The sequence below is a fragment of the Schaalia vaccimaxillae DSM 15804 genome (assembly GCF_000420425.1).
GTDB classification, from domain to species: Bacteria; Actinomycetota; Actinomycetes; order Actinomycetales; family Actinomycetaceae; genus Pauljensenia; species Pauljensenia vaccimaxillae.
Map to the genome: position 1 here is coordinate 138,424 of NZ_ATUX01000007.1, position 15,645 is coordinate 154,068.

The following is a 15,645-nucleotide window of genomic DNA, read 5'->3' on the forward strand; positions in this document are numbered from 1 at the left end:
CGAAAGGAATGACAATGGTGACTATTACTGGCTCCTACGGCTCCAAGATAGTTTTCGCATCGGGAGCTAGAACTGCCATCGGCGGGTACTCCGGTTCTCTGTCGGGCACCGATAACTACAAGCTTGGCTCCCACGCTCTGACAGCTGCTCTGGAGCGTGCTGGATTGGCAGCTACTGACATTGACGAGGTTATTGTCGGCTGTGTTGGGCAGGTTGGAGGCGACGCCTTCCTGGCTAGGCGCATCGCGGTTGATGCCGGCGTACGCGAGGATTCAACGGCTATGACCGTTAATCGTCTATGTGGTTCTGGCTTACAGGCATTGCATTCGGGTGCCATGGAATTGGCGCGAGGTGACTCGATGATTGTCGCCGCTGGGGGTAGCGAGAACATGTCACGCCAACCCTTCATGGATTTCGAAGCGCGCAACGGGTGGCGGATGGGTAACCATACGCTGGTTGACGGCACCCTGTCCCTTGTCACCGATCCTTTCTCGGGAGGGCCCATGGGTTTAACTGCGGAGAATGTGGCCCGACAGTTTGGTATCAGCCGCGCCGATCAGGATGAGTTTGCCGCCATGTCCCAGGCTCGTGCTGCTGCAGCTCAGGAAGTAGGCCTATTCGCAGACGAGATTGCAGCGATCACAGTGCGTGAAGGTAAAAGCGAGAAGGTTTTTGACCAGGATGAGCACCTGCGTCCCGGTACTACTGCGCAATCCCTGGCGCGTCTACGCACTGCCTTTATGCGCGACGAGCAGGCAACTGTGACTGCAGGAAACTCGTCGGGTATTAACGACGGCGCAGCCATGCTGATCATGACAACCGAGGAGGTGGCAAAGGAGAAAGACATGCCGATCTTGGGAGAACTTGTTGATTTCGCCAAGGCTGGTGTCGCCCCCGACATCATGGGTTACGCCCCTCGCTATGCCATTGAACGGCTGTTGGAACGCAACGCTCTGACGGTTGCCGATATTGACTGGGTGGAACTCAATGAAGCCTTTGCTGCCCAGGCTCTGGCGGTTATCCGAGACGTTGGCTTGGATATGGAAAAGACGAACCCCTTAGGTGGGGCCATTGCTTTGGGACACCCGGTAGGGGCAACGGGCGCGATCCTAACCTTGCGTACCCTGCTGAGCCTGCGTCGCACAGACAAGGAGTTGGGCATGGTATCGATGTGCATCGGCGGTGGTCAGGCAGTGGCCGCGCTTATCAGGTGCTACGAGGCCTAACAAGACGTCAACGGAGGCGGGTTTGGTCACTAGCCCGCCCCCGTTGATATATGAGGGTGACAGTCAGAGGAGGCGTTTTCGGGTTGTTGGCGCCGATACAGTGACAGCGGAACGAGTCAAGAGGGAGCAATACATGATTTCAGGAAGCGACTTGTGGCCGCTCGATGTGTGTGAGGCAATGTACGACGACGGGCATGGAACTTTTGCGTATCGTCAGGTTGTGCGTCGACCGTGCGACTACGTATGGCGTGCTTGTACTCGTACCCCCCGAACAGTCGCCCTCGAAGATGATTGGGGAACACGGCTGACTTTTGCTCAATATGAGGCAGAGAGTCGCTCAACGGCGCAACTGCTGGTCAGTGTGGGAGTGCGTCGTGGTGTTCGCGTTGGATTGCTGATGGACAATAGCGTTGAATTCGCTGTTTCATTCATGGCGATTAATGCATGTGGAGGAACAACATGCCCCCTTCCTGGGAAATATCGCGATGAGGAACTAGTCCGCCTGATCGACAAAGCCGGGATGAGCGTACTGCTGGTCGAGGACGAGCGTGCGGATGCCCTCAAAGATGCTGCACAGGCTTCGTCTTCGTCTCTCCCTCCGATGTTGCGGTGTGTGCGAGGTCAAAATGGAAACGCCTCATGGGTGCTGGACACCTTCGAGAGTCGTGAACGTTTGGTTCGTCGTGATCCACCTGAGGACGATGTTGCGATCCTCATGTTTACTTCTGGAACGACCGCAGAGTCGAAAGGGGTTCGGCTGACTAATCGGGCGGTCGTTCACGCTGCCGAGGTATATCGGGCGACATTGGGGGTTAACAATTCGGATACCTGCCTTGTGGCGACTCCTCTGTACCACATCACTGGGCTGGTCGCGATCATCGCATTGATGGCTGCGGTTGGCGGGCGTCTGCTTATTCAACGACGCTTGGCTGCCGATTTGTTCCTGACAGCAATCGAGGCCGAGCAGGTGACCTTCGTCCACGCTTCGCCCTCGGTGTTCACGGTGTTGGAGCAGGCTCGACAGCGACATCCGCGTCTGGATTCGGTGCGGATGTTGGCGTGCGGAGCGGCTCATATGCCGGTGACGTTAATCCGCGCCCTGCACGAGTGGATGCCTCAGATGCAATTCCGTACTGTGTATGGGTTAACGGAGACGACATCGCCGGCTACGATCATGCCGGTGGATGCCGCCACAAGCGACAAGATCGGCTCGTCCGGCATTGTCGTGCCCGGGCTGGACCTGAGTATCCGGGATACTAACGGGGTTGAAGTTCCTATTGGGCAAACGGGTGAGGTGTTCTTACGAGGGACAAACATCACTATCGGATACGACAGTATTGAGGGTGGTGGTCTGGTCGATGGCGAATGGCTGGCGACAGGGGATGTTGGCCGTATTGACGAGGATGGTTACCTATTCGTTGTTGATCGGATTAAAGACATTGTCAATCGGGGAGGGGAGAAGGTTTGCTGCGTCGATGTTGAGGAAGCTTTGAGATCGGTGTTGGGTATCACAGATGCTGCAGTGGTGGCAGCTCCACACGAGGTCTATGGGGAGGTTCCCGTTGCGGTCGTTGTGCTAGATGACACGGTTGAAGTAACACTGGACGGCATGAGGGGGGATTTGTTGGACGTTTTGGCCCACCATGAGATGCCGACGGCTGTGCGGATTGTGGAAGAAATACCGCTGACGCTCGGAGGAAAAGTTGATAAACGGTTGATCCAGGCTTGCTTCGATTCCCTGGGACGTCCTCTATGATCCTTGTTCTCTTGATACTCGATTAATACTCGTTTTCGTGATCCTCGTTTCTCCGCGAGGGACGCCCAAATCAGGGAAGTTCCCGATGGTGTCCGCACGCTCAAGGTGAAAGAATTAAAACTCAGGACGAAAAGGAGACATGCGAACATCGTGCGAACACTGCTCAACCTCATCTGGTTCTTCCTTGGCGGATTTTGGCTGTGGCTGTCATACCTGCTGGCAGGTGTGGTTGCCTGCATCTTCATCGTGACGATCCCCGCGGGTATCGCCTGTTTCCGTATCGCCAAGTATGTGCTGTGGCCGTTTGGCCGTTCGGTAGTCGAGGTGCCCGAGGCAGGTGCCGGATCCACCGTCATGAATGTTGTGTGGTTCCTTGTTGCGGGCCTGTGGCTTGCAATCGGCCACGTCACGACTGCCGTAGCACAAGCAGTGACCATTATTGGAATCCCCCTGGCGATCGCGAATATCAAGATGATTCCGGTGACCTGTTTCCCGTTCGGCAAGCAGGTGGTATCGGACCCGAACGCCTCGATTCTCTAAACGTGGGTAAGCACAGATCCACCGACCATACGGGCGGGGCGACGAGGGCGATTGAGGCCCTGACAGCGGCCGGGGTCACGTTCACTATCCATGAGTATGAGCATTCATCGGACGCTAGATTTTTCGGCGAAGAAACGGTTGCCAAGCTCGGCGTTGATCCGGCGAGGACGTTCAAAACGCTGATGGTGCGACTCAATACCGGTGAATTCGTTATCGGTTGTATTCCTGTTCTCGAACATCTGTCGATGAAGCTCATTGCTCACGCTGCCGGGGCAAAGAATGCTCAGATGGCAGAGCCTGCCGTTGCTCAACGACGCACTGGCTATGTTGTCGGGGGTATTTCTCCGCTCGGCCAAACAACAGAACACCGGACTTTTGTTGACGAGTCCTGTTTGGATCACGAAACAATGTTGGTTTCGGGTGGTCGCCGAGGCCTATCGGTAGAGCTGTCGCCTCTTGACCTCATTGAATTGGCCGGTGCTGAGGTTGCTGACCTCAAAGCGCAGGAGTGGCGTTACTAGGGATCTCACTTGTAGGTGAGAGCACTTGAAGGCTTCGTGATTGGCAAGCATGCGCCAGCTTGATGTCATGTGTCGCAACGATGACGGGATCGCCGACGGAGTCCAGTATTTTTGCGGTTGCCAGGTGGATCGCGTCGAGAGATTTGAGGCTGCCGGTCAATGCGCAAGCTTCAGCGATTACTTCCTCGTCTATCGAAACCAAAGCTAGTGCGTCGGTAAATGCGTGGACGGCTCGGATGTTTAGCCCGGTCCTGCGGGCAAGTCGTGTGAGTTCAAGTTCCAAGAGCACAGATGAAACAAGGGCGTGGCTTTGAGAGTACTTGAGCAACATGGATTCAGCGGCAATTGAATGCTCCTGATCCAAAAGGATTAAGCCTGCGAATGAGGTATCAAGGTAGAGCATTAGCTCTCGTCCCGATCTTCGTCCAATAGTTCACGAAGAGTCATGCCGTTCGGCATCGAGTGTTTCGGCAGTACTCGAAAATCAGTTCGAGGCATTCTGACGCGCCCTTGTAACCGTAGGCGTTGCAAGGGCGTAGTTTCCTCCTCGAAGGGGATCAAACGTGCGACTGGTCGCCCCCTGTCTGTGATTGTGACAGCGTGCCCAGAGCTGCGAACGTCTGCCACAATCTGGCCGGAGTGCTGATTCAGATTGCGCAGCGTAACGGTCCGTCCCTCGGGTGTGATGGCTGCGTTCGACATGCTCCTCCTTAAAATGTTCTACAAGTAGAACTTAATTGTAGTTGTCACCATGGCCCCACCGCCAGGACCTTTAGGTCAACGGCGCCAGCCCGATCCGAGGCAGTCACGTCTACCAAAGCAGCGATTCGCCAGTCCAAATTCTCAGCCGGATCAAGAATCGTTTGCGTAGCCAGCCAATACGCTCCCGGTTGATCCTGGGCCTTGTCTGCCGTGTCATCGCTACCGCCGCTGGCCAAAATAGTTGAGCGATCTGGCGACTCATCAATCACGCACAGGGAGGCTGAGCGGGCACTCTGATCAATGCCGATCCAATCGTGTTCTGCCCAGTAACGCTCCAAAACATGATCCCAACGATCCTCACCCCAACCTGACGTCCCATCAAGACGAGCCAGTCCCTCAACATCGTCGCGGCTCATCAACTCGACCCGGTGGAACAGATCTTTACGAATCGCCGTACGGAACACATGTTTATTCGCAGAGAATGCGACATTGCCGTCCTCGTCAGCGCCAAAAGCCAACTCGGTGCCCACAGCGGCGTCGTCCTGGGTAAGTTCGCGGCCCTCGGCCAACGCCTCCCACTCATCCAACAAAGATGAATCAACCGCGCGGACCAAAGCCCCCAACCACTCGGCAATCGCGTCCACGTCCTCAGTCATGAGTTCGTCGGGCACTATCTGACGCAAACTGCGGTACGCGTCCGTCAGATAACGCAACACCACGCCCTCGGAACGTCCAATGTCATAACGAGAAACCAACTCGGTGAACGTCATGGCATTTTCCACCATCTCGCGCACCACCGACTTCGGAGACAACTCAAGTCCACCGACCCAAGGATTGGCCGCCACATAGGTAGTAAACGCTGCGTCCAACAACTCCTCTAAAGGCTTGGGCCATGTCACGGACTCCAAGGCCTCCATGCGGTCGTCGTACTCCATGCCTTCGGCTTTCATAGCAGACACAGCTTCGCCGCGAGCCACCCGCTGCTGCCCGTACAAAACCGGACGCGGATCCTCTAACACAGATTCAATGACGGACACGATGTCCAGGGCGTAGGTGGGGGACTCAGCATCGAGCAATTCCAACGCCGCCAATGCAAAGGGGGAAAGCGGCTGGTTCAACGCAAAGTCGTCAGGTAGGTCGGTGGCTGCCCTCAGACGAGGGCGGCCATCAGCTTGAGCCTGCGTACTGGACACGTGGTCGACGACGCCACTGCGCCTCATTGACGAATAAATGTCCCCGAGGCGTCGCAGATGCGGGTTTGCAACCTGGGGAGAATCATCGTTTTCTGTTGCCAACTCGACGAGGTGCTCGCCAGGATCGCGGCCCGCCACTTCGGCACCCGCCAGGACATTAAGCACCATCGAGTGGGTCATAGCGAAACGCGACTGCAATTGTTCAGGGGCCGCGGTCACGAGGCGCTCAAAAGTCGCTTTCGTCCAAGAAATTTGACCATCGGCCGGAGCCTTGCGTTTCTTCGCTGACTTCTTCTTGGCGCGCTTGAGATCGCGAGCATCGCGGGCGGCCTCCTGCGCGGCCGTTAAACGCGCTTTCTCACGGGCAGCCTCGACCTCGTGTTCGGGAGCCAAAACGCGGACAAATCCAACGGTGTCGAATCCGGCGCGTCCTGCGCGTCCCGCAATCTGGTGGAACTCGCGAGCAGAAAGATGGCGCATTCTCTCGCCATCGAATTTCACCAGAGACGTGATGAGCACGGTGCGGATGGGAACGTTGATCCCCACTCCTAAAGTGTCTGTGCCACACACGATCGGCAGCAATCCCTGCTGGGTCAGGCGTTCAACCAGGCGCCGGTAGCGCGGCAACATCCCCGCGTGATGAACACCTATGCCTTGGGCTAAGAGAGAGCGGAGTGTCTGACCGAAGCCTCGGCCAAAGCTCACCGTAGACAACGCCTGGGAAATTTTCTTCTTCTGCTCGTCATTAATGAGCTTGACACGGTCAAAAGACTGAGCCGTCTCCACCGCATCTTTTTGCGCAAAATGCACGATATAAACCGGCCAACGTCCCTCACTCAAAAGTCGTTGGATGGTCACATCCAATGCATCGACAACGTACTCAAATTCGAGGGGAACCGGACGCTCAGCATCGTCAACTAAAGCCACATCGCGGCCCGTGCGTTGCTTCCACTGAGCCTCAAATCGCGACGTGTCCCCAAGAGTGGCAGACATGGCAACGAATTGGGGACGAGTCAGTTCTAATAACGGAACCTGCCACGCCCATCCACGCTGAGGATCACCGTAGAAATGGAACTCGTCCATCACCACCATGTCGGTATCCAAAGCGGGGCCTTCGCGCAAAGCCTGATTAGCCAGAATCTCTGCTGTGCAGCAGATGATTGGCGCATCCGCATTCAAGGAGACATCGCCGGTCACCATCCCGACGTTATCTGCCCCAAAAAGGGCGACGAGGTCGAAGAACTTTTCAGACACCAAGGCTTTGAGCGGCGCCGTGTAGTAGCTGCGCCCACCGTGAGCCATGGACACAAAGTGAGCGGCCAAGGCAATCATGGACTTTCCCGACCCGGTCGGTGTCGCGGCGATAACGTGATTACCGTCAAGGACCTGTAGCAGAGCCTCTTCCTGGTGGGGGTACAGCGGGCGTCCTGTGCCCTGAGCCCACGATGTGAATGCCTCGTACAAAGCATCGACGTCGTTGAGTTTGCCCTGGTCTTCCAGGTCGTCGAGTAGTTCGTTGAGCATCGCCGTCATAGAGCCATTGTTTCATTGACCGTACTCATCTGGGGACGAGGGCGCCCTCGTCCCGCCGCTATTTGCCTCCTGCGAGGACGGCCCTGCGCGTTCACCTGCGATCAATAGATGGATGGCCTCCCATCAAAGCCACCATGTCGTGTCATTCTTGGCCCGTCTCATCGCTCAGCCGCACGGGTCCACTGGCCTGCCAAATTAGCGGCTCCGCCCATGAAGGGAATCGGAAATGGAAAGCCTGGCCAACGCGGTCTTAGAAGTTGCTGACTGGATTACCCTGCATATCACCGTGTGGGTCCTGATCGGCACGGGCCTGTATCTGACGATTCGCTCTCGCGGGGTCCAACTGCGACTCTTACCCGAGATGATCCGATCCGTCGGCGGGTCGCGTAAGGGCGCCGCTGGAGGTATTTCCTCTTTCCAGGCTTTCGCGATCTCACTGGCAGCCCGCGTTGGGGTTGGCAACGTGTTCGGCGTCGCTGCGGCCCTGCTCGTGGGTGGACCGGGTGCAATCTTTTGGATGTGGATCGTGGCGCTGGTCGGTATGGCAACCGCCTTTTTTGAAGCCACTTTGGCTCAGCTTTTCAAAGTCCGAGCTGCAGACGGCACTTTCCGCGGTGGCCCAGCCTTCTATATTGCGCGCGGCCTGAAAAACAAAGCCTTCGCCAATGTATTCGCCATCATCATGGTTGTGACCTGTGGCTTCATCATCACGTCTGTGCAGTCCAACGCCGTTGCCGGAACTCTGACCGCAGCATTTGGTACGGGAGCCAACCAGCCGCTGCAAGGTTTTGGCGGCTACACGGCAGCTCAGCTGACCGTCGCTGGCTTGATCTTCGTTTTCACTTCCATGGTGATCTTTGGAGGCATTCGAGCGGTTGCTCGCGTGACCGAGTGGATGGCGCCGATCATGGCGCTCATCTACATCATCATGGTGTTCATCATTTGCGTGACGAACCTCGGGCAGTTCGGCACTGTCCTCGGACAAATCTTCTCCAGTGCATTCGCCCCCGAACCGGCTGTGGGAGGCCTTGGAGGCGGCATCCTCGCAGCCCTCATCAACGGCACCAAACGCGGCCTCTTCTCCAATGAAGCCGGCCAGGGTACGGCACCCAATGCCGCGGCAACCGCTACGGTCACGCACCCCGTGCGGCAGGGCCTCATCCAATCCCTGGGCGTGTTCATTGACACGGTCGTCGTGTGTACCGCAACCGCTTTCGTCATATTGATCGCAGGGGCGGACGTGTGGGGGAGCGAGGGCGCGAACCCATCCAATCTGACTACCCTGGCCGTGGCCAACGAGTTGGGTTCGTGGACTATCGTTCCCATGGTGATCCTGATTTTCGTCCTGGCTTACTCTTCGATCATCGCGGCCTACGTCTATTCGGATACGAACATGTCCTTTATGACTGGCGGTAAGCAGTGGGGCTCATGGTTCGTGCGTGTCCTGTCCGTGGTGTCGGCAACCGCGGGAGCCGTGCTGTCCCTCGATCTGGTGTGGAATGCCGTCGACATTGCTATGGCGATCAATACGATCGTCAACCTTGTTGCGCTGATTTTCTTGGTTAAGTGGGGCACCGCATTGCTGCGCGATTACGAGGCACAACGTAAAGCCGGAGTGTCTGAGCCTGTCTTTGTGGCTACCGATAATAAGTATCTACCCGCTTCTCTTGAGGGAGATGTGTGGACTTCTAGTAGCGTGGAGGCTGTCGAAAAGAGCTGAAAGCAATACGCTGGAGCCATGAGAATCGTTCGCTTTGCAGATACTGATGGTCCGCGTTACGGCGCCCTCGACGATGATTCGACGCGAATTGTTGTCCTTAAAGGCGACCCGCTGTTCAACCCGGTCGAACCCGATGGACGAATCGTTGAACTTGACGAGGTTCGTCTGCTGTCCCCGGTGATCCCACGTTCCAAAGTGGTTGGCATTGGTAAAAACTATGCGGACCATGCGCGTGAAATGGGAGGCGAACCCCCAGTTGAACCGGTGATCTTCCTTAAGCCCAACACATCCGTCATTGGCCCGGATGACCCGATCACCCGTCCCAACTGGTCCGATGAGGTTCATTACGAGGGCGAGCTTGCCGTTGTCATCAAGTCTCTAGCCAAAGATGTGCCCGTGGAAAAAGTCGATGAGGTCATCCTCGGCTACATGTGCGCCAATGACGTGACCGCACGCGACAAACAACGCGAGGACGGCCAGTGGACACGAGCCAAAGGCTTTGACACATCCTGCCCGTTGGGCCCCTGGATCACGGTCGACCCGAACCTGGACGTGCAAAACCTCGCGATCACCACCACTGTCGACGGCCAAATACGCCAACAAGACACCACCGCCAACATGCTGATGCCAGTCAAAGAATTGGTGTCCTATGTGTCTCGGGTGTTCACCCTGTTGCCCGGTGACGTCATCATTACGGGAACTCCGGCGGGTATTGGCCCTATCGAAGCTGGCCAGCGCGTCGAAGTGACTATTGAAGGTATTGGAACCCTGTCGAACCCTGTGGTCGACGCCAACTGAGGTTACTAACATGTCAGAAACCACTGTTCCCCAAAAAACCGTTGACGGTGCCGTTGCTGTCGAAATGGTCGGCCTGGATGTTATTCCGGAGTCGGACCGTAAAGGCAAGCCTTCCGACCTGTTTATGCCTTGGTTTGCTGCAAATATTTCTGTTCTTGGTATCTCCTGGGGTTCGTGGGTACTGGGCTTTGGAATCTCTTTCGTTCAAGCGGTCATCATTTCCGTGGTCGGAGTGTCCCTGTCCTTCCTGGTGTGTGGTCTGATCGCGATTGCCGGTAAACGCGGCTCAACACCAACTTTGGTTCTATCTCGCGCAGCTTTTGGCTACAACGGCAACCGTATTTCAGCGGTGATTTCCTGGATTCTCACCGTCGGTTGGGAGACATTCCTGTGCGTTATGGCAGTCCAAGCCACCGCAACCGTCATGGGAGCGCTGGGCTTCCAGAACCATCTAATGGCGCAGATTATTGCGTTGATCCTGGTGGTGGCGCTCGCGGCCGGATCGGGCATCCTCGGTTTCGACATGATCATGAAAGTCCAGACGTGGATCACCTGGGCCACCGCCGTCCTGACCATCATCTATCTGATCCTGGCTTTCCCCACGATCAATATGGATGCGGTTATGGCCCTGCCTTCGGGATCGTTGGCGGCTGTTATTGGAGCCGGGTGCATGCTGCTGGTGGGCTTTGGTTTTGGTTGGATCAACGCCGCGGCAGATTATTCGCGCTACCTGCCTCGTAACGCCTCCACCGGTGGTGTCGTTGGGTGGACGACTTTCGGTGCAGCCCTGCCCACCGTCGTCCTCGTCTTCTTTGGTTTGCTGCTGGCCGGTTCCAATCCGGAACTCAACGAGGCCGTTTCCAACGACCCGATCGGTGCTTTGACAACAATCTTGCCAACTTGGTTCTTGATCCCCTTCGCCCTCGTCGCGGTCCTCGGGTTGATTGGCGGCATCATCATGGACATTTATTCGTCGGGCCTGTCTCTGCTGGCCACCGGATTCCCCGCTTCTCGCCCCGTCGCCACGGCCATCGATGGCACGATCATGACGGTCGGAACCATTGTCATCGTGTTCTTCTCAGACTCCTTCTTCGGGCCATTCCAGGGCTTCCTGACGACCCTGGGTGTAGTTATTGCTGCCTGGGGTGGCGTCATGCTCGCTGATATTGCTTTGCGCAAGAAGGACTACGACGAGCCCTCGCTATTCGTTGCTAATGGCTTGTACGGCTCGGTCAACTGGGGAGCCGTCATCACCCTCATTGTCGCTTCCATCCTGGGCTGGGGCTTCGTGGTCAATACCTCGGCTTCTTGGCTTGAATGGCAAGGGTTCCTTCTGGGCCTGATCGGCGGCAAAGATGGGGCGTGGGCGTATTCGAATATCGGCATCCTCTTGGCCCTGGTCATTGGTTTTGTCGGTTACCTCCTGACGTCGGCGGGGCGCGTCCGCAAGCAGGAACAGTCACCGTCACGTCCTTTCGCGGAAGCAGTGAAATGAGCGAGGTCGATCCGCGTTTCGCTTCTGCCCTCATTGACGAGGATGCCCGCGGGGGAGCCCAGCTCATCACTGAAAAGACTGGGGCCGATCGACACGATGCTCTCGTTGTCCTCGGATCAGGATTGGCTCAAGCTCTTGATACAGCTGATGGGTGGGGGAGCCCTGTAGTGCGGATGAAGCTCTCCGACCTGCCGGGAGTTTTGGCTCCCGTCGCCGACGGACACGTCGACGAATTACGTTCCTACGAGGTTGCAGGCAAACGGGTTTTGGTCGCGTTGGGTAGAACTCATCTGTACGAGGGCGTGTCCCCGTCCCAAGTGACGGCCCTTTCAAGGGCAGCGGTTGCGGCTGGTATCCAACGAGGGGTGTTAGTTAATGCCAATGGGTGTTTGCGGCCTTGGGAACTCGGAGATGTCATGGTGATTGATGATCACCTGAATTTCAGCGGGTCCTCGCCTTTTGACGGCACTTTGTTTACTGATATTTCGGGCACTTGGGACCCCCAGTTGGCAAGCACTCTGGCGCAGGTGTGCCAGCGGCGAGGTACCTACGCGATTATGCGAGGCCCGGAGTATCAGACGATGGCAGAGAGCCGGTTCTTGGCGTCGACTGGTGCGGACTGCGTTGGCATGTCAACGATCATGGAAGCGATCTGTTTGCACTCACTTGGTGTCAAAGTCGCGGGCATGTCCGTAGTGTCGGACCTGTCTTTTGCTCAGACACCAACCGATCCCACGCAGGTTGTCGAGGCTGCGGCTGCGGCTGCAGTTACTGTGCGCAAGGGGATTGAGGCTGTTCTCGAAGCTGTCTGACACGCTTGCCGGTCTCCGCTCTCGTTACCCGAGAGTGGAGACCACCGCGTCAACAATGCGGTGGGCAACCTCGGTAGAACAGGCCAGATTAATGCGCGCCCACTGTTCGTAGCCCGCACCCAGGGTCTTCCCATCGTTAGCCGCTACCCGCGCTCGATCACGCAGAATTGTCGCCGGCGAGGACGGCAGGCCAAGATTTTGGAATCCCCACCACGTCAGGTATGTGCCCTCGGGACGAGTGAAGTCAATCCCTGTGCCCGCCAAGCCCTGCTCAACAATTGCAACATTGCCGGTGATGATGTCTAGCACCTTCCGCTGCCAATCGTCACCGTTTTCATATGCGGCGATTGTGCCCAATGATCCGATGACGGAGGCTTCGAAGCGGACTTCAGCACCAAACTCATCCCATCTTTCGCACAGCTGCTCGTCAGGAAGAATGACCTGGGCGCTTGGCAGGCCTGCAATATTCCAGCCCTTCGACGCGGCAGTAGCTGTCACTGTGTGCGCCGCATACGTCGGGTCTAAGCGCGCATACGACAAGAATGGCGTATCCGTCAGGATCAAAGGGGAGTGGATTTCGTCCGAAAAGACCAAGGCGTCATATTGGCTCACTAGATCGCCTAGAGCCCGCAGTTCTTCCTCGGACAGAACTCGGCCCGTCGGATTCCACGGATTACACAGGACAACCAGTCCTGCCCCGGCCTCGAGCCCGTCTTTAATTCCCTCAAGATTAAGCGTCCATCCGCGCCCTTGGGCGGCCTCGCCGTGCAAGGACGGAACCTCGATTACGGGATGGTCTAACTGGCCGGGGATGGTCAGGAAAGGCATATAGGCGGGGGTGGGCACAATGATCGGTGCTCCCGGGCGAACGAGGTGAGAGATCGTCGCACGTAGGGCAGGCAAAACCGACGCGACAAGGCGAACCTGATCGGCTGGAACACTCCAACCGAAGCGCTTGAGTTGGAATGCGCTGGTCGCCTCGGCTACAGCGCCAGCCAGCCATGTCGGCTGATATCCTAGCAGTCCGTCATCAATGGCCTTCTTCATGCGTTCAGCAACGGTTGGGGCGGTAGCAAAGTCCATTTCCGCAACCCAGGCGCCAATGGTGGGATCGCCGTTTGAAGTAGTGATACCGCTCCACTTGAGTGAAGCGGTGTCACGCAGTTCTTCCTCGGAGAAAATGCGGACGGACATGCTAAAACTCCTTATACCTCATCGCAATGTCTACTGATTTAAGAGTAGTCACCCACGGCGCAGTTGCATCCGGGGAACCTGAGCGTGAGCCAATGCAACATCCAGGCGAATCGTGCTTGGGCAGCACGAGGGTAAGATTGGCCTCATCATGAGTGAAACAACTGCTACTGGAGCCGACGTCCGCGTCCGCTTCTGCCCCTCGCCCACAGGAACCCCCCACGTTGGAATGGTCCGCACCTGCCTCTTCAACTGGGCTTACGCCCGCCACACGGGAGGCACTTTTGTCTTCCGCATTGAAGACACAGACGCTGCCAGAGACTCCCAAGAATCGATGGATCAAATCCTCGAGTCTTTGCGTTGGCTGGGCCTGGATTGGGACGAGGGCGTAGACAAGGGCGGGCCCCACGGCCCTTACCGGCAGTCCGAGCGTATGGACATCTATAAGGATGTTGCTGCCAAGCTGCTGGATGCGGGTTTTGCTTACGAGTCGTACTCGACTCCCGAGGAGATTGAAGCGCGCCATAAAGCCAAGGGCGAAGACCCCAAGCTGGGATATGACGGCTTTGATCGGGATCTGTCCGCTGAACAGATCGCTGCTTTCAAAGCTGAAGGCCGTAAGCCTGTGCTGCGCATGCGCATGCCTGATGAAGATGTCACCTTCACCGATCTAATCCGCGGCGAAATCACTTTCAAGGTCGGATCCGTGCCGGACTACGTGATTGTGCGCGCTAACGGTGACCCGCTCTACACGCTGGTGAACCCCGTTGATGATGCGCTGATGCAGATCACGCATGTTCTGCGCGGTGAGGACCTGCTATCGTCAACGCCCCGCCAGATTGTGCTCTACCGAGCGCTGGAACAGATTGGCGTCGCTAAGTTCATGCCGCGCTTTGGTCACTTGCCCTACGTTATGGGTGAGGGGAATAAGAAACTGTCGAAGCGTGACCCTGAGTCGAATCTGCTACTCCATCGCGAAGCAGGCATGATCCCTGAGGGACTGAATAATTACCTGGCTCTGCTCGGCTGGTCGATCGGTCCGGACCGCGATATTTTCTCCATGCGGGAGCTCGCCGAAGCATTTGATATTTCGGATGTGAATCCAAATCCTGCTCGCTTCGACCAGAAGAAAGCTGTGGCAATTAACGCCGAGCAGATTCGTTTGCTCGACGTGGTGGATTTTAGAGGCCGACTGGTGCCTTTCCTGAAGCGGGATGGCTTGGTGGATGCGTCCTCGTATGAGGAACTCAACGCCGAAGAACAGCGGATCCTTGATGCCGCGGCACCACTGGCGCAGACTCGCATCCAGATGCTGGGCGAGATTGGTCCCCTCATGCGCTTCCTCTTCATCGAAGCTGACCAGATTGAATTCGATGAGAAGGCTCTGGGTAAGTTGCGCGATAGTGCTGGCGACGTTTTGCGCGGCGCATCTGAGGTGTTGGGTGGTCTGGGTGAGTTCACGCCTAAGGCCATTAAATCGGCTTTGGATGCCAAGCTGGTCGAAGAAATGGAGGTGAAGCCTCGTTTTGCTTTTGGTCCTTTGTTTGTGGCGATGACCGGATCGAATGTGTCTTTGCCGGTGGTTGATTCGATGGCGATCCTGGGGCGGGATGAGACTCTGCGCCGGATTGAACAATTGGCGACCAAAATTGGCTGAGTGAGAGGGGCCACGCATTGCTGATTTGGCATCGGGTATGCCGGTCGGCTATGGTTTTCTTTCGTCGCCAAAGACTCACAAGGTCTGCGGAGACAGCCCTTGGGGTATGGTGTAATTGGCAACACAGCTGATTCTGGTTCAGCCATTCTAGGTTCGAGTCCTGGTACCCCAGCGATCGATATTCTTTGCGAATATCTCGATCAGGCCCCCATCGTCTAGCGGCCTAGGACGACGCCCTCTCACGGCGTTAACACCGGTTCAAATCCGGTTGGGGGTACTCATCCTCAGGATGAACAAATACCTGGAAACAGGTTATAAGCCCCCATCGTCTAGCGGCCTAGGACGACGCCCTCTCACGGCGTTAACACCGGTTCAAATCCGGTTGGGGGTACAAGTGAGAGGCGGAACCCGTTGGGTTCCGCCTCTTGGTGTTTTTACCAGTGTCTTCTCGAGACCAACTCAACTGTTGTGCAGCCACGCGCGCTGTTTCGCGGCTGCGCC

At 56.8% G+C, this 15,645-nt stretch carries 13 protein-coding genes and 3 tRNA genes; 12 read left to right on the forward strand and 4 right to left on the reverse strand.

What is annotated here, in order from left to right:
• The first annotated feature begins 14 nt into the window (after window positions 1-14).
• The 4 genes from G439_RS0105610 (at window position 15) to ybaK (ending at window position 4,043) form a co-directional block, all read left to right on the forward strand.
• Window positions 15-1,226 carry a thiolase family protein gene (locus G439_RS0105610; protein WP_022868210.1) on the forward strand — a complete coding sequence of 404 codons (1,212 nt, stop codon included), beginning with the start codon at window positions 15-17 and terminating at the stop codon, window positions 1,224-1,226.
• A gap of 133 nt (window positions 1,227-1,359) precedes the next feature.
• Complete coding sequence (locus tag G439_RS11320; RefSeq protein WP_022868211.1) at window positions 1,360-2,982, forward strand: class I adenylate-forming enzyme family protein; 1,623 nt, start codon at window positions 1,360-1,362, stop codon at window positions 2,980-2,982.
• A 150-nt stretch (window positions 2,983-3,132) separates the two neighbouring features.
• Window positions 3,133-3,522 (forward strand): YccF domain-containing protein, encoded by a 390-nt coding sequence (locus tag G439_RS0105620; RefSeq protein WP_022868212.1) that lies wholly within the window; start codon window positions 3,133-3,135, stop codon window positions 3,520-3,522.
• Between the two features lie 2 nt (window positions 3,523-3,524).
• Window positions 3,525-4,043 (forward strand): Cys-tRNA(Pro) deacylase, encoded by a 519-nt coding sequence (gene ybaK / locus G439_RS0105625; protein WP_022868213.1) that lies wholly within the window; start codon window positions 3,525-3,527, stop codon window positions 4,041-4,043.
• Here the strand turns inward: ybaK and G439_RS0105630 are convergent.
• From G439_RS0105630 to G439_RS0105640, 3 genes are read right to left on the reverse strand one after another with little or no spacing between them, the layout of a single operon-like run.
• The gene (locus G439_RS0105630; RefSeq protein ID WP_022868214.1) at window positions 4,018-4,446 is read right to left on the reverse strand and encodes a PIN domain-containing protein; all 429 of its coding nucleotides are present in this window, start codon (window positions 4,444-4,446) and stop codon (window positions 4,018-4,020) included. The genes ybaK and G439_RS0105630 overlap by 26 nt on opposite strands.
• Complete coding sequence (locus tag G439_RS0105635) at window positions 4,446-4,745, reverse strand: type II toxin-antitoxin system Phd/YefM family antitoxin (RefSeq protein ID WP_022868215.1); 300 nt, start codon at window positions 4,743-4,745, stop codon at window positions 4,446-4,448. Before G439_RS0105635 ends, G439_RS0105630 begins: the two co-directional genes overlap by 1 nt.
• Window positions 4,746-4,789: 44 nt before the next feature.
• On the reverse strand, window positions 4,790-7,471 hold the full coding sequence (locus G439_RS0105640) for a DEAD/DEAH box helicase (RefSeq protein WP_022868216.1): 2,682 nt from the start codon (window positions 7,469-7,471) through the stop codon (window positions 4,790-4,792).
• A gap of 226 nt (window positions 7,472-7,697) precedes the next feature.
• Between G439_RS0105640 and G439_RS0105645 the strand changes: the two genes are divergently transcribed.
• Genes G439_RS0105645 through G439_RS0105660 form a run of 4 tightly spaced genes read left to right on the forward strand, consistent with a single transcriptional unit; the run spans window position 7,698 to window position 12,296 of the window.
• Window positions 7,698-9,191: an alanine/glycine:cation symporter family protein gene (locus G439_RS0105645; RefSeq protein ID WP_022868217.1), complete on the forward strand. Its 1,494-nt coding sequence runs from the start codon at window positions 7,698-7,700 to the stop codon at window positions 9,189-9,191.
• 18 nt (window positions 9,192-9,209) lie between these two features.
• Entirely contained in the window at window positions 9,210-9,989 is a 780-nt protein-coding gene (locus tag G439_RS0105650; RefSeq protein ID WP_022868218.1) for a fumarylacetoacetate hydrolase family protein, read from the forward strand.
• Window positions 9,990-9,999: 10 nt separating this feature from the next.
• Window positions 10,000-11,484 (forward strand): purine-cytosine permease family protein, encoded by a 1,485-nt coding sequence (locus G439_RS0105655; RefSeq protein ID WP_022868219.1) that lies wholly within the window; start codon window positions 10,000-10,002, stop codon window positions 11,482-11,484.
• A complete protein-coding gene (locus tag G439_RS0105660) occupies window positions 11,481-12,296 on the forward strand; it encodes a purine-nucleoside phosphorylase (protein ID WP_022868220.1) in 816 nt (271 codons plus the stop codon). Before G439_RS0105655 ends, G439_RS0105660 begins: the two co-directional genes overlap by 4 nt.
• Before the next feature lie 24 nt (window positions 12,297-12,320).
• Here the strand turns inward: G439_RS0105660 and G439_RS0105665 are convergent, their stop codons facing one another.
• Window positions 12,321-13,490, reverse strand: a complete 1,170-nt coding sequence (locus tag G439_RS0105665; protein ID WP_022868221.1) for a MalY/PatB family protein — start codon at window positions 13,488-13,490, stop codon at window positions 12,321-12,323.
• Window positions 13,491-13,638: 148 nt separating this feature from the next.
• Here G439_RS0105665 and gltX point away from each other — a divergent pair, with 148 nt between their 5' ends.
• The 4 genes from gltX to G439_RS0105685 all read left to right on the forward strand — a co-directional run bounded on the left by gltX (window position 13,639) and on the right by G439_RS0105685 (window position 15,535).
• A complete protein-coding gene (gltX, locus tag G439_RS0105670; RefSeq protein ID WP_026459438.1) occupies window positions 13,639-15,144 on the forward strand; it encodes a glutamate--tRNA ligase in 1,506 nt (501 codons plus the stop codon).
• A 100-nt stretch (window positions 15,145-15,244) separates the two neighbouring features.
• Window positions 15,245-15,316, forward strand: a tRNA-Gln gene (locus tag G439_RS0105675).
• 32 nt (window positions 15,317-15,348) lie between these two features.
• Window positions 15,349-15,421: transfer RNA gene (locus G439_RS0105680), tRNA-Glu, on the forward strand.
• 41 nt (window positions 15,422-15,462) lie between these two features.
• A tRNA-Glu gene (locus G439_RS0105685) sits at window positions 15,463-15,535 on the forward strand.
• Window positions 15,536-15,645 lie beyond the last annotated feature (110 nt).